Below are 19,241 nucleotides of genomic sequence, written 5' to 3'. Positions count from 1 at the left end.
AAGGTCCGCCTCTCAGCCCTGGTTGCGCGCATCGATGAAGCGTAGCGCCTGGTAGAGCGCGCGAATGCGCGGCATCTCGAAGCCCACAGCGGCGGCTGCGGCAAGCGGGGCTTCATAGATAGCGCCAAGTTCCAGCGGGCGCTTCTGCACGAAGTCGTGGTACATGCTCGGCAGATAGTCGGGCATGCGGTCGGTGGAGGCCAGCAGCTTGGCGGCGAAGTTGTCCGGGATGCGGTGGCCGACTGCAGTGGCACCGTCCACCACTTCCTGCATGATGGCCTGGATCAGCTCACGGCTGTCGGCATTGCCCATAAGTGCGGTGGTACCGGCATTCAACAGTACCGACAGGCCATTGTAGGGCACGTTCCAGACCAGCTTCTGCCAGCGCGCCTGCTCAAGGTTGGCCACGGCGGCCGAATCGATGCCGGCTGCCTTGAACAATGCCGAACCTTCCTCCGTCAGAGCCAGGCGTTCCGCTTCGTCACAAGCCGGCCCCGAGTGGTAACCGAGGTTCACCGCGCCCAGGGACTGGTGCTCGATAACCCCCGGCGCCGAGCGGTGCACGCAGATGTAGCAGAGACCACCAAGCAGGTGCAGGGACTCGGGCAGCAGCGGACGCAGCTCGTCTTCCACCGCCAGCCCGTTCTGCAGCAGAACGACCTTGGCTCCCGGCGCCGCAGCCTGGGCGATGACCGGCGCCAATGCGGCATTGCTGGTGGTCTTGGCCCCGACCAGCAGCCAATCACACGGTGGCATTTGGGCTGCATCACAGTAGGCCTGGGCCGGGAACAGTGCCTGGGCACCATGCACCGCGCTGTTCAGTTGCAGGCCGCGAGCCGCCACGGCGTCGTACTCGCTGCGCAGCAGGAAATGCACGTCAGCGCCAGCGCGGGCCAGCATCACGCCATAAAAGCCGCCAATTGCACCAGTACCGATAATGCCGATGCGCGGTTTGCTTGAACTCATCTAGGGAAGCTCCTCTGCCGGCCGGGCCAATGCCCGGCCAAGGGCATGAATCAGATCTTCGCGCCGCAGACTGGAGTGCAGCGCGCCATGGAACAGGCCATTTCGGACCACGAACAACGCAGGCAGGTGGAATACCTCATAACGCTGGACCAGCCCACCATTATTGCCGGCATCTATCCAGCACAATCGGTCCAACGGCAAGGCCGCACCCGGCAGATTCTGGCGGGCCCAGCGGCAACTGGCGCATCCCGGGCTCGTAAAAATCACCAGGGAGGTGCCAGCCAAGTCGAGCAGGCGGTGATCGGCATCGAGGTCGGTCAGCTCCAGCTCGGGCACTATAGTGTCTTGTGCGATGCCGCTTTCGAGGCATCGGGAGTTCGCGATCATGCGTCAATTCCTGCGTCACCCGACGGAGATGCCCGTCGAGCTGGTTCCGCGCAAAGGCAGGCACATACCCCTGCAGCGGCTGCACGATATCAGCCTGGGTGGGGTGGCGTGCAACTCCACCCGTGCGTTTCGGCGCGGCACTGCAATAGAACTCTGCATCCCCTTGCTGGGCGATCAGACCCGCTTTTCCGGAACAGTGGCCTGGTGCCGCAAACTGGCCGAGGACTACATGATCGGTATCGCCTTCACCGATGAGGAGAACATGTTCCGCGCACGAATGGTGGAGCAGATCTGCCTTATCGAGCAGTACCGCAAGCAGCGCGAGGAATCCGTTGGCCACGCCTTGGCACCAGAGGCCGTGGCACAGGAATGGATCGCCCTGCACGCTGCGGACTTCGCCCCCGTCTGAAATCGTGCAAATTCCACGTCCAGCGCGTGCATTCGCCATTGTCGAGGCTGCGTGGAAAGCGTTAAGGTTCCCGTCCCCGCCGCGTTTTTACTGCTGTGCTCTCCGCCCTACGGGGATCGCTGGCGGCCTGCACCCGTGACCTGACGACCCTGAACGATGAAAAGCACGATGGCTGATTTACAGATCGACGACCTTAACGTTGCCTCCAACGAGACCCTGATCACGCCGGAGCAGTTGAAGCGCGAAATTCCCCTGACCGATGAAGCACTGGACACCGTCGCCAACGGCCGCCAAGTGGTCCGCAACATCCTCGATGGCAAGGACCATCGCCTGTTCGTGGTCGTGGGCCCCTGCTCCATCCACGATATCAAGGCTGCCCACGAGTATGCCGATCGCCTCAAGGTCCTGGCCGCCGAGGTGTCAGATACCCTCTTCCTGGTCATGCGCGTGTACTTCGAAAAACCGCGCACCACCGTAGGCTGGAAAGGCCTGATCAACGATCCATACCTGGACGACTCCTTCAAGATCCAGGATGGCCTGCACATCGGCCGCCAGTTGCTACGCGACCTGGCCGAAAAAGGCCTACCGACCGCCACGGAAGCCCTGGACCCGATCTCCCCGCAGTACCTGCAGGACCTGATCAGCTGGTCGGCTATCGGCGCCCGCACCACCGAATCCCAGACCCACCGCGAGATGGCTTCCGGCCTGTCTTCCGCCGTCGGCTTCAAGAACGGCACCGACGGCAGCCTGACCGTGGCGATCAACGCCCTGCAGTCTGTTTCCAGCCCGCACCGCTTCCTGGGTATCAATCAGGAAGGCGGCGTTTCCATCGTCACCACCAAGGGCAATGCCTATGGCCACGTGGTCCTGCGCGGCGGCAACGGCAAGCCGAACTACGACTCGGTCAGCGTTGCCATCTGCGAGCAGGAGCTGACCAAGGCCGGCATCCGTCCGAACGTCATGGTTGACTGCAGCCACGCCAACTCCAACAAGGACCCGGCCCTGCAGCCCCTGGTCATGGACAACGTCGCCAACCAGATTCTGGAAGGCAACAATTCCATTGTCGGCCTGATGGTGGAAAGCCACCTCGGCTGGGGCAGCCAGTCGATTCCGAAAGACCTCGACCAGTTGAAGTACGGCGTTTCCATCACCGACGCCTGCATCGACTGGGACACCACCGAGAAAGCCCTGCGCAGCATGCACGCCAAACTCAAGGATGTGCTGCCCAAGCGCCAGCGCTGATCGACAGCTGGAAACGAAAACGCCGGGCAAATGCCCGGCGTTTTTCATTGCGCGCCTATTCAGCCATTCTGGTGGGACTGACGCTGACGGCGCTCGATATAACGTTCGACATAGGAGCAGGAGGGGATCACGGTGTAACCGTGATCCTCGGCAAATTCCAGGGCTGATTCAGTCAGCGCCGCGGCAATCCCGCGACCACGCAGGACGTTCGGCACGAATGTGCGATAGATGTCCAACGTCTGTTTACCCAGGTCCATATAGGCCAGGTATGCACGATGACCGTCCACGGTGGTCTCGAACTGATGACCTGCCTGGTCATGGTGGATGGACAATGCCTCGCTCATCACTACTCCTCTGAGGGGTCTAAAACCTGACCCGTACCTTATCTATCTTTTCCAGCCGAAGGAACATCTCAGCCGTGCCGGAACCGAACTGCACACTGAGATACGCCTTCCCGTTCTCCACCTTGTGTAATACACCCTGGTAATAGGCGCCATCGAAGGTGATGAACTGCAGCCGTTTGCCGGCATATCCCGACAGGTCGGCAACATTGACGAACTCATACTGCTGCACGGCACGTTCGACGTCTTCGTTTTCCCCTTCTGCCGTGATCTTCTCCAGCGCCGTGTGCTCGTTTCGCGCTGCCGCCGGATCGACCCAGGCGAATTCGACCGGCTGAACCAGCTCCTGGTTCACCAGAACGGCAGGGCGCAACATGGTAACCACATCCTTGGCATCGAAGAACTGCAGCCCATCCCAGGCCATGCCGTCGCTCGGCGTCAGCTCCACGCGCAGCGACTGCGGGTCCTTCAGGTAGCGACCGTAGGCGTCCAGCATCGACTGCCCCAGGGCGACGCGTTGGCTGCGCAGCACAGTGTCGAACTGCTGCATTGCCGTATTCAGGTACACATCGGCGGACTGGCCGAGCTTGCCGGCGCAGAACTGCTGGACCTTGCGCTGGTACTGGTTGTCGTTCAGTTCGAAAATCACGCTGGAAAGATGCGGCGGATTGACCCTGAGGTCACCCGGCTTCTCCGACATGTTAGACAACGACAGACTGAGGCGCACTTCTCCCATGTCGCGGGTATCGGAAGTCAGATTGAGACTCAGCTTCTGTGCACCGGGCTGGAACAGGTAGGAGAACTCCGCATCCGTTTCCAGGGTGCGATAGCCCATCTCCAGCAGCTCGTCGGTGCCGATATTGCGCACCTCGCCGCAAGCCACTTCACTCATTGCCGTGAACACGCTGCGCTCTGCCGGGGTGTTGTAAAGCTGCTGCATGAACGGGCCGTGCACGTCCAGAGCGATGCCCTTCAAGCTGACCGCCATCTGCTCCGGAAACTTGCCCTCCGCCAGGCGCTCCTTGAAGCTGAGAAGTTCGCTCAGACTCTTGAACTTCAGCTCAGCCCGCTGCACCTGCAGGCCATCCCCCATGGCCGGAACACGAAGTTGAAGATTCTCAAGGCCAACCCGACCATCAAAGGAGGAAGTTATGCCGCCGTAGGTGATTTCCATTACCGGCGACAACTTGCTGATGGCGTCATCCACGATCGATCTGACCGACCACCAGAGCGACAACTTGATGATCAGACCCACGGCCAGAACCGAGAGCAATCCCCACTTGAAAATCTTCGACATAGTGACGTCCTTGAAGTCTGCGCTTCGCTATGGATATCGGAAGCCAGGAGAGCTTATCAGCCACCCGAAGGCACTACCACGGCCGCTCTTTGTATAGATGAAGATAATTCCCGGATCTCTGAAAAAGTTCCCTTTTTCAAAGCAAATTTCGTCCCCGAACAACATCCCTGCCCCAGGTCGAGGTAACGCTTGTCAGAAGATGGACATGAACCTGCCCGAGTCGCTGGCTTGGGCCTACACTTGGAATTTCGACTGATCAAAGAACAATCAAGCTGCCTGTTTTTTGATCAGCGACCTCGCTGTTTGCTCGTGAACTAGCCGGCAAGCTGAAAAAAATGTGCCTGCCTTGCGCAAGGTGAGTTTACTTACTACAAGTTATGGGTAGTATGTACGCCGGCTAATTTCCCAAGCTCGGGGAATTGCTTTATGGAAATGTCCACCTTAAGGGGAACACGATGAACAACGTTCTGAAATTCTCTGCTCTGGCTCTGGCCGCAGTTCTGGCCACCGGTTGCAGCAGCGTATCCAAAGAAACCGAAGCCCGTCTGACTGCCACTGAAGATGCAGCCGCTCGTGCTCAAGCCCGTGCTGACGAAGCCTACCGCAAGGCTGACGAAGCTCTGGCCGCCGCTCAGAAAGCCCAGCAGACCGCTGACGAGGCTAACGAGCGCGCCCTGCGTATGCTGGAAAAAGCCAGCCGCAAGTAATAGCCTTTCAGGCTATGAAGCCGATCCAGTTCGCTGGATCGGCTTTTTTTATTGCCTTCACTTTCTAACCACCCCCGATTACCGGCCTAACCTGTTATCTCCCTCTACCCAAGAACCTGAGTCATGCGCATCACCAACTGGCGGGCAAAAGAAAAGCCCGCTGGCGTTTCGCTCAGCGGGCTTACTTCAAGCGCGAGTTTGCTTACAGCTCAGTGTTCAGCGTGCTGGCTGCCACCGCCGAATTGGGTTCGGCAATTTCCACCGGCAGGCCGTCTTCAGCCGCAACCACTTCACGCACCACGTCCCAGTCCAGGCGGATGGTGTTGACCAATTCCTCACGCTTGAGCAGCGCATTGATCACGGCAGTGTGCTTGTCCACCACTGACGGGTCGCCGTGGTCATCCAGCGGTGCGTGGGCTTCCAGATAGACTTTGCCGCCACTGACGCCGAACTTGTAGGGCTCGTTGATGATGCGCACCGACGTGCCCACCGGCGCCATGGCCGCCAAGGCCAAGACGTTGTTGTTCAGCATACGGAAGCAACCGTGACTAACGCGCATACCAATACCGAACTTCTTGTTCGAACCATGAATCAGGTAACCCGGCACGCCCAATTTGAACTTGAACGGACCCAAGGGGTTGTCCGGCCCTGGAGGCACTACGGCAGGCAGCGGGTCGCCGTCAGCCGCATGCTCTTCCCGGATGGACTTGGGCGGATACCAGGCCGGGTTGGAAGTCTTGGCAGTAATGGTGGTGTGCGCGATGGGGGAGCCCCAGCCTTCACGACCAATGCCAAGCGGATAGGTATGAACGACGTTCTGCCCTTTAGGGAAGTAGTACATCCGGTACTCGGCGAGGTTGATCACGATGCCTTCGCGCGGCCCCGCCGGAAGAATGTAGCGGGTCGGCAGTATGATCTCGGTGCCCGCACCAGGCAGCCAGGGATCGACGCCGGGGTTGGCGGCGACCATTTCCAGGTAACCCAGGTCATTGGCAACGCCGATATCGGCGAAGGTGTCTTCGTACTTGGCCTTGATCACCTGAACCTGGCCGACGATGTCTTCGCCGGGCGGCGGCAGGGGCAACTCAAGGGCTGCAACGGGGCCAGCCACCAGCAGGGACGCTAATGACAGGGAGCGGGCGACGGCTGTAAAGCGCGGCAACATCCGGGAATCCTTGACAAATTGACTGAATAAAAGACTCGGAATTCTACACCGGCGCGAACCGCACCGGGAGCCCTCAGGCTTCCGACCAGACCGAGTGCTGCCCCTGACGCTGGGCCTCGAGGGTAGAACGGCAGTTGGAGCACAGGCGTCGATCACGCAACAGCTGCAGCTCCAGAGTACTCCAGCGCGGCTGAGCGGGCAGCAGGCCACCGCAAAGAGTCCGATCGGCGAAACCACCCAGTTCGAGCTGGCGTGCCACCAAATGCAGACGCACTTCGCGACAGGCGAACAGGTCGAGTTGCTCGTCAGGCTCTATTACTTTGTAGCCAAACAGGGACCAGACGGGGCGCGGCATGGAGGACTCCAGGGAGGGTGCGCAACATTAGCCGAAAGCGAGCCGCGGGAAAAGCGTCAGAGCATGGGTTCAAGGGTCGGCCACAGGTTGTCCAGCAACCGCGGTTGGGCCTGCGCCCGAGGGTGAATCCCGTCGGATTGCATCATTTCCGGCACACCGCCCACTCCCTCGAGGAAGAAAGGTACCAGCGGCACCTGTTTCTCCGCAGCCAGTGAGCTGTAGACATTCGCGAAAGCGGTGATGTAGCGAGCCCCATAATTCGGCGGCAAGCGCATACCGAGCAGCAGCACCGAGGCACCCTGCTCCTTGGAGCTGTCGATCATGCTGGCAAGATTCTGTTGCAATTGCGCCGGCGGCTGGCCACGCAATCCATCGTTGCCACCAAGCTCGATAATTACCAGTTCCGGCTTGTGCTCAGCGAGGAGCGCAGGAAGCCTGGACAGCCCACCAGCACTGGTGTCGCCGCTGATCGAGGCGTTCACCACACGCTGCTTGTAACCCTTCTCGGCAAGGCGTTTCTCCAGCAAGGACACCCAACCTTGGCTGGATTCCAGCCCGAAAGCGGCACTGATACTATCGCCGACGACCAGCACGGTCCCCGCCATGGCCTCCTGCGCCAATAGGAACAGGGACAGGCAGCCGCCCAACAACCAGGCACGCATTGGATTCTCCATGAGCGTAAGCATTCTCGATGCGCGGAACCTTAGCAAAGTGGTTCCCAGCGCGGAAGGCGAGCTGATCATCCTTCACGACCTCTCCCTCAACCTCGGCAAGGGCGACAGCCTGGCCATCGTCGGCAGCTCCGGCTCTGGCAAATCCACCCTCCTCGGCCTGCTCGCCGGGCTCGACCTGCCCAGTGCCGGCGAAGTGCACCTGGCGGGCCGCGCCCTGTCGAGCCTGGACGAAGACCAGCGTGCACGGGTTCGCGCAGAGCATGTCGGCTTCGTGTTCCAGTCGTTCCAGTTGCTGGACAACCTCAACGCACTGGAAAACGTCATGCTTCCCCTGGAGCTGGAAGGTCACCGGGATGCACGCGCATGTGCACGCCAACTGCTGGAGCGGGTCGGCCTTGGCCAGCGACTCAGCCACTATCCGCGCCAGCTTTCCGGTGGCGAACAACAACGAGTCGCGATTGCTCGCGCCTTTGCCGCCGAGCCCGACGTGCTCTTCGCCGACGAGCCCACCGGCAACCTCGACAGCCATACTGGCGAGCGCATCAGCGACTTGCTCTTCCAGCTCAACCAGGAACGCGGCACCACCCTGGTACTGGTGACTCATGACGAGCGTCTGGCCCATCGTTGCCGTCGCCTGATCCGCCTCGAAGGCGGACGCCTGGTCGAGCAGGTGGAGCCCTGATGCGACGACTGCCGTTCGCGCGCCTGTCGGCAATGGCCGCACGCCAACTGTGGCGCGATGCCCACAGTGGCGAGCTACGAGTGCTGTTCTTCTCCCTGCTGGTCGCAGTCGCTGCCAGCAGTGCCATCGGCTACTTCAGCGCCCGCCTCAATGCCGCCATGCTGCTACGTGCAACTGAGTTCCTCGGTGCCGACTTGCTGCTCAGCGGCTCATCCCCAGCCAAGGCAGAACAGGTCGACAGTGGCCTGCAGCTGGGCCTGAGGCACGCTCGCGCGGTGGAGTTCTCCAGCGTGATCGCAGCTGACAACGGGATCCAGCTATCCAGCGTGAAGGCCGTCGACCTCGCCTATCCATTGCGCGGGGAACTGAAGAGCGCGGCGCAGCCCTATGGCGAAGAAACGACTGGCAGCGGCCCCGAACCCGGCGAAGCGTGGGCCGAGGCGCGCTTGTTCGCCACCCTGAATCTCAAACCCGGCGACAGTATCGACGTCGGCCAGAAGACCCTGCGCCTGACGCGGGTGTTGACCTACGAGCCGGATCGCGCCGGCGACTTCTACAGCCTCACCCCACGGGTGCTGATCAGCCTGGACGACCTCGAAGCGACGGGTGTAGTACAGCCCGGCAGCCGCGTTCGCTATCGCGAACTCTGGAGTGGACCTAATGAACTCCTGAGTCGTTACCGGGCCGCCATCGAACCCGGCCTGGAGGCCAACCAGCGGCTGGAAGACGCTCGCCAGGGTAACCGCCAGATCGGCGGCGCCCTTGGCCGTGCCGAGCGCTACCTGAACCTGGCCAGTCTCGCTGCCGTACTGCTCGCCGGGGTTGCCGTAGCCCTGTCCGCCGCTCGCTTCGCCGCGCGCCGCTATGACGCCAGTGCCTTGCTGCGCTGCCTTGGATTGTCTCGCCGTGAAACCCTACTTCTATTTGGCCTGCAACTGGCGTTACTGGGCCTGCTCGCCAGTGCGCTGGGCGCTCTGCTCGGCTGGCTTGCGCAGGCGGTGCTGTTCAAACTGCTGGGCGGGTTGCTGCCAGCCGTGATTCCCTCCGGCGGCATGGTGCCAGCGTTGGCGGGAATCGCCACCGGACTGCTCGCCCTTGCCGGCTTCGCCCTGCCGCCACTGGCAGCGCTGGGCAGAGTTCCACCACTGCGGGTTCTGCGCCGCGACCTGCTGCCGCTGCCCCCCAGTGCCTGGCTCATATACGGTGCCGCACTTCTAGCCCTCGGCCTGATCATGTGGCGGCTGAGCCTCGACCTGAAACTCACACTCGCCCTGCTCGGCGGCGGCCTGATCGCCGCCCTGTTGCTGGGCGGCGCGTTACTGGCTGGGCTGAAAGGACTGCGGCGACTCCTGGCCAACGCAACCCTGCCCTGGCGCCTGGGCCTCGGCCAACTGCTGCGCCACCCCCTGGCGGCAGCCGGACAGTCCCTGGCATTCGGCCTGATCCTGTTGGCCATGGCGTTGATTGCACTGCTGCGCGGCGAACTACTGGACACCTGGCAAAACCAGCTACCGGAGAACGCGCCGAACCATTTCGCCCTTAATGTCCTGCCCGCCGAAAAGGAGGCCTTCGCCAGCCGTCTTGCCAGCCTCTCGCCCCACCCCGCACCACTCTACCCAGTGGTGCCGGGTCGCCTCACCGCCATCAACGGCGAAGCTGTACGCAAGCTCGTCAGCAAGGAATCCCAGGGCGAGCGTGCCGTGCAGCGTGACCTCAGCCTGACCTGGTCGGCCCAGCTGCCGAGTGACAACCGGCTGGTATCGGGTCACTGGTGGACGGACCTGCCGAAAGCCGCGTTGCCGGGTGTATCGGTGGAAGCCAAGCTCGCCGAAAGCCTTGGGCTAAAGCTTGGCGACCGCCTCAGTTTCAGCGTGGGCGGGCTGCAGCGAGATGCTCAGGTGACCAGCCTGCGCGAAGTGGACTGGGACAACTTCCAGCCGAACTTCTACATGATCTTCGCCCCGGACACCCTTTCCGACCTCCCCGTCACCTACCTCACCAGCTTCTACCTGCCCCCGCGCCACGACCGCGAGCTGGTGGAGCTGTCCCGTGCCTTCCCCGCCGTCACCCTGCTGCAGGTGGAAGCCATCCTGGCGCAACTGCGTAGCATCCTGGCCCAAGTCACCCTGGCAGTGGAGTTCGTGCTGCTCTTCGTCCTCGCCGCAGGTCTTGCCGTGCTGTTCGCCGGACTGCAATCCACGCTGGACGAGCGCATCCGCCAAGGCGCCTTGCTCCGCGCGCTCGGCGCCGAACGGCAGCTCTTGCTGAAGGCACGGCGTGCGGAGTTTGCGCTGCTTGGTGCCTGCAGCGGTCTGCTTGCGGCCCTCGGCTGCGAACTGGTCAGCGCCCTGCTCTACCGCTTCGCCTTTGACTTGCACTGGCAGCCCCACCCCTGGCTGCTCCTGTTGCCATTGCTGGGCGCCCTGCTGGTCGGTACCGCCGGAGTGATTGGCACGCGGCGCGCACTCAACGCCAGCCCACTGACGGTCCTGCGCGAAGCTTGATAGGCTTTGCCTCCCGAATTCCTGCAGGACCGTCATGAGCCGTTATCGCCCACCCCGCACCGCCGGTACGCCCTTGATCACCCCGGAAGGCGAAGCTCGTCTGCGCGCTGAACTCCATGAGCTGTGGCACGTACGCCGGCCCAAGGTCACCCAGGCCGTGAGCGAAGCGGCTGCCCAGGGAGACCGGTCGGAGAACGCCGAATACACCTACGGCAAGAAGATGCTGCGAGAGATCGACAGCCGTGTGCGCTTCCTGACCAAGCGCCTGGAAAACCTCAAGGTGGTGCGTGAACGCCCGGCCGACCCCGGCAAGGTCTACTTTGGCGCCTGGGTTACCCTGGAAGACGACGATGGCGAGCAAGCCCGCTACCGCATCGTCGGGCCCGACGAATTCGACCTGAAGCAGAACCAAATCAGCATCGACTCCCCCTTGGCACGCGCCTTGGTGGGCAAGGCGCTAGACGCCGAAGTGCGAGTCAACGCCCCGACGGGGGAAAAGACCTGGTACGTGGTCGAGATCGATTATCCATAGAGCGCAGGGACGGGGTAACTCGCCACGAATCAACGGCGAGTAATGAGCCCCTGCCGTGCGACCCGCACCAGTTGGCTGAGGGCTTCTGGCAACTCTTCCGCCGAAGGCGCCTGGATCACGGCCATGTCAAAGCTGTCGGACGAGAAACGGGCGAGCGACTCGCCTTCGCGGACGAACTGGATCAGGAAGTTGCGCGGGCGACCCCAGCGCTGGGGCCAACCTTCGAGATAACGCAGGAGTGTCGGCTGGTGGGAACCGCCGAGCAGTATTCGGGGATTGCGCAATACCAGCCCAGTGGTGATAGGGGCTAGTCGGAGCAGCGGTTGGGGACAGGTCATGGTGTCATGTCTCCGCCTCATTGGATCCCGCTGGGCAGCGGTGAGAGGCGACACCGAACCAGCGCTTTAGCGGTATTTCGAAGTCTCTGAAGACTTCCGCGCCCCGCAAGTAGCTGACTAAATCGGCGCATGGGGCGACATCCTAGAGAAGCCCGCGCAATACTGTCAAGGCGACCACTTCGCCCTGCGAGACGCCCATGAGCACCCCGCCGCTGCGCCTGTTCTTCGCTATTCCCTGCTGCCCGCAACTGGCCCGCGACATCAGCGATTGGCGCGCCCGGAATCCCATCGATGGCAAGTCCGTGGCGCCCGAGAACCTGCACATGACCCTTGCCTTCCTCGGCTCGCAACCCCGAGGCCAGGTGGCGTCACTGGAAGCATTGGCCGCGAGCCTGACGCCCACGGCGTTCACCCTGCACCTGGATCGCCTGGCGCGTTGGAAGAACGGCTTGCTGTACCTGGCACCGAGCAGGACTCCACCCGCCCTGACCGACCTGGAGCACAGCTTGCGTGAAATATTGCTGAGTGCAGGCTTCAGTCTGGAGACACGCCCATTCAAGCCCCACCTGACCCTGGCCCGCCACTGCCCAAGACTGCCCTCCGCCCCCACCCCAACCTTCGATTGGCCGGCCACCGAGTTCACCCTCTATGCCTCGGAAAACAGCGCCAGGGGCACCCGCTATCACGCCATCGGACAATGGCCGTTGCGGCCTCCGACCCCAGCCTGACGTTTCGCCCCGTAACAGAAAACTGGCCGACATCATTGGGTGAACGGATGTAAACATCTGCAAAAACCCCAATCCAGAGCACTTATCCGCATCTCACGCCTACTGGCATGTTTCCTGCCATCCGCCCTGTTTGAAGTGCACGCCCAGGATGGGCGTGGCCACGCCACGGAATGCAGTCCGGCCCTCCCACGCACAACAGTCGAGAGCGCACATGAAGAAGAACAAGACCCTGCTCGCCCTATGCCTTGCCACTGGTCTCGCCGCCTCCGGACAGGCCCAGGCCATCTGGTTCGGCTCCAGCGGTTACACCCAGACCCGCTACCCGATCGTCCTCACCCACGGCATGCTCGGATTCGACAGCATCCTCGGTGTCGACTACTGGTACGGCGTACCCTCCGCCCTGCGCCGCGATGGCGCCCGCGTCTACGTCACCGAAGTCAGTCAGCTGAACACCACCGAAGCCCGCGGCGAAGAACTGCTCGAGCAGGTAGAAGAAATCGTCGCAATCAGCGGCAGTCCCAAAGTCAACCTGATCGGTCACAGCCATGGCGGCCCGACCATTCGCTACGTGGCTGCCGTACGCCCCGACCTCGTCGCCTCCGCCACGAGCGTCGGCGCACCACACAAGGGTTCGGCCACCGCCGACTTCATCCGCAACGTGCCGCCGGGCTCTGCCGGCGAAGTATTGCTGGCCGGCATCGTCAACGGACTGGGGGCGCTGATCAACTTCCTCTCCGGCAGCAGCAGCGAACTCCAGCAGAACGCCCTCGGCGCCCTGGCGTCACTCAACAGCCAAGGTGCGGCCGCCTTCAACGCCCGATTCCCGCAGGGTCTGCCCAGCACGTCCTGTGGCGAAGGCGCCTATCAGGTCAATGGCGTGCGCTACTACTCCTGGAGTGGAACCAGCCCGCTGACCAACGTGCTGGATGTCAGCGATGCCCTGCTCGGTGCCAGTTCCCTGACCTTCAACGGCGAAGCCAACGACGGCCTCGTAGGACGCTGCAGCTCGCACCTGGGCAAAGTCATCCGCGACAACTACCAAATGAACCACCTGGACGAGGTCAACCAGACGCTTGGACTGACCAGCCTGTTCGAAACCGACCCGGTCACCGTCTATCGTCAACAGGCCAACCGGCTGAAGAACGACGGGCTCTGAGCCCCTTCCGCGGGGTCATCCGGCCCCGCACCTGCCCAGTCTGCCGAGAGCTCCAGTGAAAAAATTCCTGCTGCTGCTTCCCATCGCCTTTGCCGGCGCCCTGGCCATCCTGCTGCAATGGGGTGGTAATCCGGCCCCGGCGGCCTCCGGCGCCACCCCGGCACTCAAAACTGCCACCACGCCGACCACACTGGCAGTGGCACCTACCACCGTCCTCGTTCCAGGCAATTCCCCTGTGGCGCCGCATAACAAGCCAGCCAGGCCAGCGTCGCTGGCCGGAACGGACGTGGATGGCCGCTTCCATCTCGATGCCGCAGGCAACCTGCTCGTCACTGAGGACATCCGGCGCATCTTCGATTACTTCCTCAGCACCCAGGGAGAAGAGCCCCTGAGCGGCAGCATCCAGCGCCTGCGGGGTCATATCACCGGGCAACTGGACGCACCGGCCGAGGGCCAGGCACTGGCATTGCTTGACCAGTACCTCGATTACAAGCGCCAACTGGTGCAACTGGAGCGCGACCTGCCGCTACTCGCCGACCTCACGGCCCTGCGCCAGCGGGAAGCGGCGGTACAAGCGCTGCGGGCAAGAATATTCAGCGCCGATGCTCATCAGGCGTTCTTCGCCAACGAAGAAGCCTACAACGGCTTTGCGCTGCAGCGCCTGGCCATTCAGCGGGATACCGCCCTGGACCCTGCGGGCAAGGCTGCGGCCATCGACCAGTTGCGCAGCACTCTGCCCGAGGCACTGCAGGCCATGGCTGCCAGCCAGCTACAGGCGGAACTCCGCGCCCAGGTGGGTGCGCTTCAAGCCGCAGGCGGCACCCCCGAGCAGGTTCGCCAACTGCGCCAGCAATTGGTCGGCGCCGAGGCCACGGCCAGGCTGGAAACCCTGGATCAACAGCGCCTGCAATGGCAGCAGCGATTGCAGGCCTACCTGACGGAAAAAACGCGTATCGAGGCCAGCGAGGGCCTCAGTGCGGGCGACAAGTCTGCGGCCATCAGCCGCCTGGAAGAAGAAGGATTCAATCCGCAGGAGCGTTTACGCCTCCAGGCCGCGGCCGAACTGGCGGCGGCACGGAAAAAACACCCCTGAAACGCAAAGAGGCCCGCCGAAGCGAGCCTCTTTCATTACCTGGCTCAGTTGGCCAGGTTGCGATCCAGGGACATCTTGCCGGCACCTTCGATCAGCAGGGTACCGCTGATCAGGGCGAGGATCATGGCGTATTCGTAACCACCGTTGGTGATGAAGAAGCCGCTGGCCCAATGCACGCTGAATACGGCCACCACCATCGCGACGACCAGTGCGGCTGCGGCCGGACGCACCAGCAGGCCAATCACCAGGGCCAGGCCACCGAAGAACTCCGCACTTCCCGCCATCAGGGCCATGAGGTAGCCAGGAGTCAGGCCGATGCTTTCCATCCATTGCCCGGTACCCGCCAGGCCGTAACCGCCAAACATGCCAAAGAGCTTCTGTGCGCCATGAGCCATGAAGGTCAGGCCGGTAATGATCCGCAGCAAGGTGATGCCATAACCGGCGTTGGTGGCGAGGATGGGTTTGATCGGGTTGCTCATCGAAGTGTTCCTTGTGTTGTGGGAGTCGATGAACACAAGTTTAGTAGAATTATTTGATATTAAAATCACAAAATTCTCAGCCAAATAATCGATTAACTCGATTATTTACGTGCCTTACCGGTCATTTTCGAGGGTTCCAATAGATAACGTTCGCGGTCGTACGCCAGGTAGTACTTGTTCACGCTGTTGACGTAGCTCACGACGCCCATCCCCGCTTGCTCAGCGGCGATGCGCTCCACCTGGAAGAACCACTGGTTCGGGTTCAGACCACGGCGCCTGGCCTCTGCACGCATTGCCTGGACCCGCTGCGGACCAAGGTTGTAGGCAGCAAGGACAAAGGCCATTCGCTCGCGCTCGTCGAGCTGGGCGCTGGCGAAGAAGTTACGGCGCAGCATGGCCAGATACTTGGCCGACGCCTGCACATTGTTATCGAGCTTCTGGATATTCCCCACACCGACGCTGCGCGCCGCGCCGGGGGTAATCTGCATCAGCCCGGTGGCGCCGCTGGCGCCCTTGGCGGCGGGGTTAAGGCTGGACTCCTTATAGGCAAGCGCGGCCAGGCTGAGCCAATCGAAGTCGTGCTGGTCCGCGTAGCGCTGCAACACCGGGCGCACCCGTTCAAGGCGTCGGCGTTCGTTACGCGCCAGGGGGTTATGCACCCTGTACAAGCGCCGATACACGCGCTGGAAAGCCGCATCCTGGTCATCCGGCGCTCGGTACTCGGCCAGGAATCGGTTGACACTGGCTCGCAGTGTCGGAGCATCCCGGCGGACGAACCAGGTCATGTCTCCCTGCCTGTCCAGCACTAGGTGCCTGTCGAGGCGCAGCTTGGGCATCACCTTGACCCAGCGCTCGGCGATCGGTTGCTCCACCGCCGTCAGCGGAAAAATGCCGGCCTGGACCATCTCCAACACATCCTCCACCGCCAGGGTCGGATCGACCCACTCAACAACGATGGGCGCCAGATTACGCCTGGCAAGCGTCTCGTTCACTTGACGCAACGCCTCGCCCGCGGCACTGCCCACGGGCAGCGCGATGCTGCGGCCGGACAACTGCTCCAGGCGCTGATAACGGCGCTGTCCCTGGCGGCTGACCAGCACCAGCGGCACATCCTTGCGCAGTGGCGCACTGGCACTGACATTGGCGCCAACGCCCTGGTTGATCAGTTCTCCCGGTGCCACCAGATCGCCCTCGCCTCGCTGTAGCGCAGCAAGCAACTGGTCCTTGGACCTGGGCAAGATCTTCAGCTTGATTTCACGCCCGTCGCGGGCATTGCGGTTGAGAAACTGCTCAAAAGCACGGATGCGGTGGTACTCGACACCGACCGGCTCGCCCTTGACCTCACCGGAGCTGTTGCGACTCTGGTTCACCAACACGTTGAGCACGCCGGTGCGGCGGATCTGTGCCAGGTCCCGTGCTTCGGCCGGCTGCTGCCAGACTTCCGGCGTCCCTGCCAGGCGCGCGCTCGCCGGATAGGGCAGCAGCGCCAGCAAGCAGAGCAGGAACAGCAGCGGTCGCGTCATCGATTCTCCAGGGACTGGGCGGGGTGTCAGCGCGCGCCCGAACGTGTAGAGCTGCTGCGCCGCGAATCCTTGGCTGGCGAGCGAGGGGCGCGGAGAGTGTCACAGCTTCGCGCTCGATGCCAGTCAAAGCGTGGTATCGACTTCAATATATGCCGCCAAGTTCCTGTAAAGATTAGCTTTTTTATAATTATTTCGAGCTTTGTTATGCTGCCTGCTCCAACCTGAGGTAGCACCATGCAACTCATCGACATCGGCGTCAATCTGACCCACCCCAGCCTCGCCCGCGACGTCCGGGCACTGCTGGAGCGCGCCCGGACAGCCGGCGTCTGCCAGTTGGTGCTGACCGGCACCAGCCTCGAAGACAGCGAGAAGGCCCTGCTGGCCGCCGAGCAACTGGATGAAAGCGACCTGCGCCTGTTCAGTACCGCCGGTGTCCATCCCCATGAAGCAAGTGACTGGAACAGCGATAGCCAACGGCAATTGCGCGCGCTGCTGGGTGAAGCGCGGGTACGTGCAGTGGGCGAATGCGGCCTGGACTTCAACCGCGATTTCTCACCACGCCCGCAGCAGGAAAAAGCCCTGGAAGAGCAGTTGGCCCTGGCCGTCGAGCTGGACAAGCCGGTGTTCCTCCACGAACGCGACGCCGACGAACGCCTGCTGGCTATCGTGCGGGAGTTCCGCGACCGTTTGACCGCCGCCGTGGTGCATTGCTTCACCGGCGAGAAGCGCGCCCTCTACGGCTACCTCGACCTCGACCTGCACATCGGTATTACCGGTTGGATCTGCGACGAACGCCGTGGCACCCACCTGCACCCCCTGGTACGCGACATTCCCCGCGGCCGCCTGATGCTCGAAAGCGACGCGCCTTACCTGCTGCCTCGCACCCTGCGACCGAAGCCCAAGCACGGTCACAACGAACCGGCCTTCCTCACCGAAGTGCTGCGAGAGGTCGCCCTGCACCGCGGCGAAAGCCAGGAAGAACTCGCCCTTCACACCACCGCATGCGCGCGCGCCTTCTTCGGGCTGCCGCCCACCGAGTGAGCGACGCGCCCCCGTTTCCTGTTGACTCGGATCAACTCCGGTAGGAAATTTCTGTCGGAAAATACTGGCACCTTGCCAATACTGTCCGAGTCATAAGAAGAACATCATGGGTACCTGGATTCGCGATATTTCCCTGAAGTACAAGTTCTGGGCCGTCAACGCGGTCGCCTTCTTCACCACCCTGCTGCTGGTCTTGCACGCGCTCTTGCTGGAGCAGCAGGGCCGTGCCGAAGATGCCCGTGCCGCCGCCGCGACCCAAGCACAGTTGCTCAAGTCCTGGCCCGCCGATCAGCCCCTTCCCGCTTCGCCCCGGATCGTCACATTCAACTCTGGCAGCGCCCCGCAATTGCCCGACGGCCACGTCCTGGCCAAGGCCAATGGTTGGGTGGCACTGGAGCACGACAACCTGCTCGGCAGTGATCCCACCACGGGCGCCCAGGTGTTCGAGCGCCCCGACGGCCAGCGTGTCGCGGTGCTGGCCAGCAGCCCGAGCCTGATCCAGCTGTTCGGTGATCGCGCCATCGAGTATGCGATGTCCGTGTTTCTGCTGATGGTTGCCTTGCTGGCGGCATCGCAGCTGCTGATCCGATTCCTGCTCAGCCACCTGAACACCCTTAAGGACGTGATGCTCCACGTCGAGCGCAGCGGCGACCTCTCTGCCCGCGTACCGCTCGACAGCCGTGACGAGGTGGGCCAGATGGCCAGCGCCTTCAACGCCATGCAGGCCGGCTACGAACGCGTGGTCAGCACCGTGGCCCAGGCCGTCGCCCGCCTTGACGAAGGGGCGGCGCGCCTGGCCAACAGCATGGGTGAGGTCCGTCAGGGGATGCTCGGCCAGCAGAGCGAGACCGACCAGGCGGCCACCGCCATCAACGAGATGTCCGCCACCGTCCACCACATTGCCCAGCATGCGGCGGACACCCGCGACCAGTCGCAGAATGCCGACCAGCTAGCCGGTGCCGGGCAGTTGGTGGTGGAACGCGTCGAGCACTCCATCGCCGGGCTTTCTTCCGGCGTACAGCAGACCGCCGAAACCATCCAGCGCCTCGCCGAGGACAGCCAGAAGATCAGCGGCGTGGTCAACGTCATCCACGGCATCGCCGAGCAGACCAACCTGTTGGCGCTGAACGCGGCCATCGAGGCTGCTCGCGCCGGGGAAATGGGCCGTGGCTTCGCCGTGGTGGCGGACGAGGTTCGCAACCTGGCCAAGCGCGTACAGGACTCCACTGACGAGATCACCAGCATGATCAACACGCTCCAGGCCGGTACGCGCGACGCGGTGGAGTTCATGCGAGAAAGCTCGATCAAGGCCGATGATTGCGTGCAGGCCGCCCATGAAGCCGGCGCGGCCCTGGCAGCCATCACTGACGCGGTAGCGCAGATGCGCCAGAGCAACACACAGATCGCCGTGGCGGCCGAGCAACAGAGCCAGGTAGCCGAGGAAATGACCCGCGCGGTGGTGGGGATACGCGACGTCACCGAACTCACCGTCAGCCAGACCGTGGAATCGGCCGCCACCAGCAATGAACTGGCGGGGCTGGCCAGTGAGCTTTCCCAGGCCATACGCCAGCTCAAACTGCGCGCCTGACGACCCTCAGCGGCCTATCTGCTCCATAGGAAGA

21 protein-coding genes are annotated in these 19,241 nt (G+C 62.7%); 11 read left to right on the top strand and 10 right to left on the bottom strand.

The features are described from left to right. Positions 1-12 precede the first annotated feature (12 nt). Positions 13-966, bottom strand: coding sequence for a putative 2-dehydropantoate 2-reductase (locus E8F20_RS21135; RefSeq protein ID WP_280285491.1), 954 nt, complete (start codon positions 964-966; stop codon positions 13-15). Continuing rightward, complete coding sequence (locus E8F20_RS21130) at positions 967-1,353, bottom strand: thioredoxin (RefSeq protein ID WP_280285490.1); 387 nt, start codon at positions 1,351-1,353, stop codon at positions 967-969. Between E8F20_RS21130 and E8F20_RS21125 the strand changes: the two genes are divergently transcribed. Continuing rightward, positions 1,352-1,762 (top strand): PilZ domain-containing protein, encoded by a 411-nt coding sequence (locus E8F20_RS21125; RefSeq protein WP_280285489.1) that lies wholly within the window; start codon positions 1,352-1,354, stop codon positions 1,760-1,762. The genes E8F20_RS21130 and E8F20_RS21125 overlap by 2 nt on opposite strands. A gap of 168 nt (positions 1,763-1,930) precedes the next feature. Then, complete coding sequence (locus tag E8F20_RS21120) at positions 1,931-3,004, top strand: 3-deoxy-7-phosphoheptulonate synthase (protein ID WP_280285488.1); 1,074 nt, start codon at positions 1,931-1,933, stop codon at positions 3,002-3,004. 59 nt (positions 3,005-3,063) lie between these two features. Here E8F20_RS21120 and E8F20_RS21115 read toward each other — a convergent pair whose 3' ends face one another. Beyond that, on the bottom strand, positions 3,064-3,348 hold the full coding sequence (locus tag E8F20_RS21115) for a GNAT family N-acetyltransferase (protein ID WP_028627315.1): 285 nt from the start codon (positions 3,346-3,348) through the stop codon (positions 3,064-3,066). A 19-nt stretch (positions 3,349-3,367) separates the two neighbouring features. Then, positions 3,368-4,642: a hypothetical protein gene (locus tag E8F20_RS21110; protein ID WP_280285487.1), complete on the bottom strand. Its 1,275-nt coding sequence runs from the start codon at positions 4,640-4,642 to the stop codon at positions 3,368-3,370. A 455-nt stretch (positions 4,643-5,097) separates the two neighbouring features. Between E8F20_RS21110 and oprI the strand changes: the two genes are divergently transcribed. Further along, positions 5,098-5,349 carry an outer membrane lipoprotei OprI gene (oprI, locus tag E8F20_RS21105; protein WP_003448337.1) on the top strand — a complete coding sequence of 84 codons (252 nt, stop codon included), beginning with the start codon at positions 5,098-5,100 and terminating at the stop codon, positions 5,347-5,349. 202 nt (positions 5,350-5,551) lie between these two features. Here oprI and E8F20_RS21100 read toward each other — a convergent pair whose 3' ends face one another. From E8F20_RS21100 to E8F20_RS21090, 3 genes are all read right to left on the bottom strand, one after another. Beyond that, positions 5,552-6,514, bottom strand: a complete 963-nt coding sequence (locus E8F20_RS21100) for a L,D-transpeptidase family protein (protein ID WP_280285485.1) — start codon at positions 6,512-6,514, stop codon at positions 5,552-5,554. A 73-nt stretch (positions 6,515-6,587) separates the two neighbouring features. Continuing rightward, on the bottom strand, positions 6,588-6,869 hold the full coding sequence (locus tag E8F20_RS21095; RefSeq protein WP_028627312.1) for a hypothetical protein: 282 nt from the start codon (positions 6,867-6,869) through the stop codon (positions 6,588-6,590). 56 nt (positions 6,870-6,925) lie between these two features. After that, a complete protein-coding gene (locus tag E8F20_RS21090) occupies positions 6,926-7,531 on the bottom strand; it encodes an arylesterase (RefSeq protein ID WP_280285483.1) in 606 nt (201 codons plus the stop codon). A 10-nt stretch (positions 7,532-7,541) separates the two neighbouring features. Here E8F20_RS21090 and E8F20_RS21085 point away from each other — a divergent pair, with 10 nt between their 5' ends. The 3 genes from E8F20_RS21085 to greB are packed head-to-tail and all read left to right on the top strand — an operon-like array spanning position 7,542 to position 11,261. After that, the gene (locus E8F20_RS21085; RefSeq protein ID WP_280285482.1) at positions 7,542-8,225 is read left to right on the top strand and encodes an ABC transporter ATP-binding protein; all 684 of its coding nucleotides are present in this window, start codon (positions 7,542-7,544) and stop codon (positions 8,223-8,225) included. Continuing rightward, positions 8,225-10,729, top strand: coding sequence for an FtsX-like permease family protein (locus E8F20_RS21080; protein ID WP_280285481.1), 2,505 nt, complete (start codon positions 8,225-8,227; stop codon positions 10,727-10,729). The genes E8F20_RS21085 and E8F20_RS21080 overlap by 1 nt, the downstream gene beginning before the upstream one ends. A gap of 34 nt (positions 10,730-10,763) precedes the next feature. After that, entirely contained in the window at positions 10,764-11,261 is a 498-nt protein-coding gene (greB, locus tag E8F20_RS21075; protein WP_028627308.1) for a transcription elongation factor GreB, read from the top strand. Positions 11,262-11,290: 29 nt separating this feature from the next. Here the strand turns inward: greB and E8F20_RS21070 are convergent, their stop codons facing one another. After that, positions 11,291-11,599 (bottom strand): class I SAM-dependent methyltransferase, encoded by a 309-nt coding sequence (locus tag E8F20_RS21070; protein WP_280285480.1) that lies wholly within the window; start codon positions 11,597-11,599, stop codon positions 11,291-11,293. A 197-nt stretch (positions 11,600-11,796) separates the two neighbouring features. Between E8F20_RS21070 and thpR the strand changes: the two genes are divergently transcribed. The 3 genes from thpR (at position 11,797) to E8F20_RS21055 (ending at position 14,576) form a co-directional block, all read left to right on the top strand. Beyond that, positions 11,797-12,327, top strand: coding sequence for an RNA 2',3'-cyclic phosphodiesterase (thpR, locus tag E8F20_RS21065; RefSeq protein WP_280285479.1), 531 nt, complete (start codon positions 11,797-11,799; stop codon positions 12,325-12,327). Positions 12,328-12,538: 211 nt separating this feature from the next. Next, positions 12,539-13,483, top strand: a complete 945-nt coding sequence (locus tag E8F20_RS21060; RefSeq protein ID WP_280285478.1) for a triacylglycerol lipase — start codon at positions 12,539-12,541, stop codon at positions 13,481-13,483. Positions 13,484-13,538: 55 nt separating this feature from the next. Then, on the top strand, positions 13,539-14,576 hold the full coding sequence (locus tag E8F20_RS21055) for a lipase secretion chaperone (RefSeq protein WP_280285477.1): 1,038 nt from the start codon (positions 13,539-13,541) through the stop codon (positions 14,574-14,576). A gap of 44 nt (positions 14,577-14,620) precedes the next feature. On the opposite strand, the gene E8F20_RS21050 is transcribed toward E8F20_RS21055, so the two are convergent. Both E8F20_RS21050 and E8F20_RS21045 read right to left on the bottom strand, forming a co-directional pair. Further along, complete coding sequence (locus E8F20_RS21050; RefSeq protein ID WP_280285476.1) at positions 14,621-15,055, bottom strand: DoxX family protein; 435 nt, start codon at positions 15,053-15,055, stop codon at positions 14,621-14,623. A 101-nt stretch (positions 15,056-15,156) separates the two neighbouring features. After that, positions 15,157-16,578 (bottom strand): transglycosylase SLT domain-containing protein, encoded by a 1,422-nt coding sequence (locus E8F20_RS21045; protein ID WP_280285475.1) that lies wholly within the window; start codon positions 16,576-16,578, stop codon positions 15,157-15,159. A gap of 234 nt (positions 16,579-16,812) precedes the next feature. Between E8F20_RS21045 and E8F20_RS21040 the strand changes: the two genes are divergently transcribed. Both E8F20_RS21040 and E8F20_RS21035 read left to right on the top strand, forming a co-directional pair. Beyond that, positions 16,813-17,619 carry a TatD family hydrolase gene (locus E8F20_RS21040; protein WP_280285473.1) on the top strand — a complete coding sequence of 269 codons (807 nt, stop codon included), beginning with the start codon at positions 16,813-16,815 and terminating at the stop codon, positions 17,617-17,619. Positions 17,620-17,725: 106 nt separating this feature from the next. Continuing rightward, entirely contained in the window at positions 17,726-19,207 is a 1,482-nt protein-coding gene (locus E8F20_RS21035) for a methyl-accepting chemotaxis protein (protein WP_280285472.1), read from the top strand. Positions 19,208-19,241: the final 34 nt, after the last annotated feature.

Origin of the sequence: Pseudomonas sp. BN415, assembly GCF_029871195.1 — a bacterium.
Taxonomy (GTDB): Bacteria; Pseudomonadota; Gammaproteobacteria; order Pseudomonadales; family Pseudomonadaceae; genus Metapseudomonas; species Metapseudomonas resinovorans.
The sequence above is the reverse complement of the archived record's forward strand: the minus strand, read 5'-3'. Positions and strand labels throughout refer to the sequence as shown.

What these genes read in the sequence shown, in the direction of transcription:
- E8F20_RS21135 (WP_280285491.1), bottom strand. Translation starts at nt 966, where the DNA reads ATGAGTTCAAGCAAACCGCGCATCGGCATTATCGGTACTGGTGCAATT.
- E8F20_RS21125 (WP_280285489.1), top strand. Translation starts at nt 1,352, where the DNA reads ATGCGTCAATTCCTGCGTCACCCGACGGAGATGCCCGTCGAGCTGGTT.
- E8F20_RS21130 (WP_280285490.1), bottom strand. Translation starts at nt 1,353, where the DNA reads ATGATCGCGAACTCCCGATGCCTCGAAAGCGGCATCGCACAAGACACT.
- E8F20_RS21120 (WP_280285488.1), top strand. Translation starts at nt 1,931, where the DNA reads ATGGCTGATTTACAGATCGACGACCTTAACGTTGCCTCCAACGAGACC.
- E8F20_RS21115 (WP_028627315.1), bottom strand. Translation starts at nt 3,348, where the DNA reads ATGAGCGAGGCATTGTCCATCCACCATGACCAGGCAGGTCATCAGTTC.
- E8F20_RS21110 (WP_280285487.1), bottom strand. Translation starts at nt 4,642, where the DNA reads ATGTCGAAGATTTTCAAGTGGGGATTGCTCTCGGTTCTGGCCGTGGGT.
- oprI (WP_003448337.1), top strand. Translation starts at nt 5,098, where the DNA reads ATGAACAACGTTCTGAAATTCTCTGCTCTGGCTCTGGCCGCAGTTCTG.
- E8F20_RS21100 (WP_280285485.1), bottom strand. Translation starts at nt 6,514, where the DNA reads ATGTTGCCGCGCTTTACAGCCGTCGCCCGCTCCCTGTCATTAGCGTCC.
- E8F20_RS21095 (WP_028627312.1), bottom strand. Translation starts at nt 6,869, where the DNA reads ATGCCGCGCCCCGTCTGGTCCCTGTTTGGCTACAAAGTAATAGAGCCT.
- E8F20_RS21090 (WP_280285483.1), bottom strand. Translation starts at nt 7,531, where the DNA reads ATGCGTGCCTGGTTGTTGGGCGGCTGCCTGTCCCTGTTCCTATTGGCG.
- E8F20_RS21085 (WP_280285482.1), top strand. Translation starts at nt 7,542, where the DNA reads ATGAGCGTAAGCATTCTCGATGCGCGGAACCTTAGCAAAGTGGTTCCC.
- E8F20_RS21080 (WP_280285481.1), top strand. Translation starts at nt 8,225, where the DNA reads ATGCGACGACTGCCGTTCGCGCGCCTGTCGGCAATGGCCGCACGCCAA.
- greB (WP_028627308.1), top strand. Translation starts at nt 10,764, where the DNA reads ATGAGCCGTTATCGCCCACCCCGCACCGCCGGTACGCCCTTGATCACC.
- E8F20_RS21070 (WP_280285480.1), bottom strand. Translation starts at nt 11,599, where the DNA reads ATGACCTGTCCCCAACCGCTGCTCCGACTAGCCCCTATCACCACTGGG.
- thpR (WP_280285479.1), top strand. Translation starts at nt 11,797, where the DNA reads ATGAGCACCCCGCCGCTGCGCCTGTTCTTCGCTATTCCCTGCTGCCCG.
- E8F20_RS21060 (WP_280285478.1), top strand. Translation starts at nt 12,539, where the DNA reads ATGAAGAAGAACAAGACCCTGCTCGCCCTATGCCTTGCCACTGGTCTC.
- E8F20_RS21050 (WP_280285476.1), bottom strand. Translation starts at nt 15,055, where the DNA reads ATGAGCAACCCGATCAAACCCATCCTCGCCACCAACGCCGGTTATGGC.
- E8F20_RS21045 (WP_280285475.1), bottom strand. Translation starts at nt 16,578, where the DNA reads ATGACGCGACCGCTGCTGTTCCTGCTCTGCTTGCTGGCGCTGCTGCCC.
- E8F20_RS21040 (WP_280285473.1), top strand. Translation starts at nt 16,813, where the DNA reads ATGCAACTCATCGACATCGGCGTCAATCTGACCCACCCCAGCCTCGCC.
- E8F20_RS21035 (WP_280285472.1), top strand. Translation starts at nt 17,726, where the DNA reads ATGGGTACCTGGATTCGCGATATTTCCCTGAAGTACAAGTTCTGGGCC.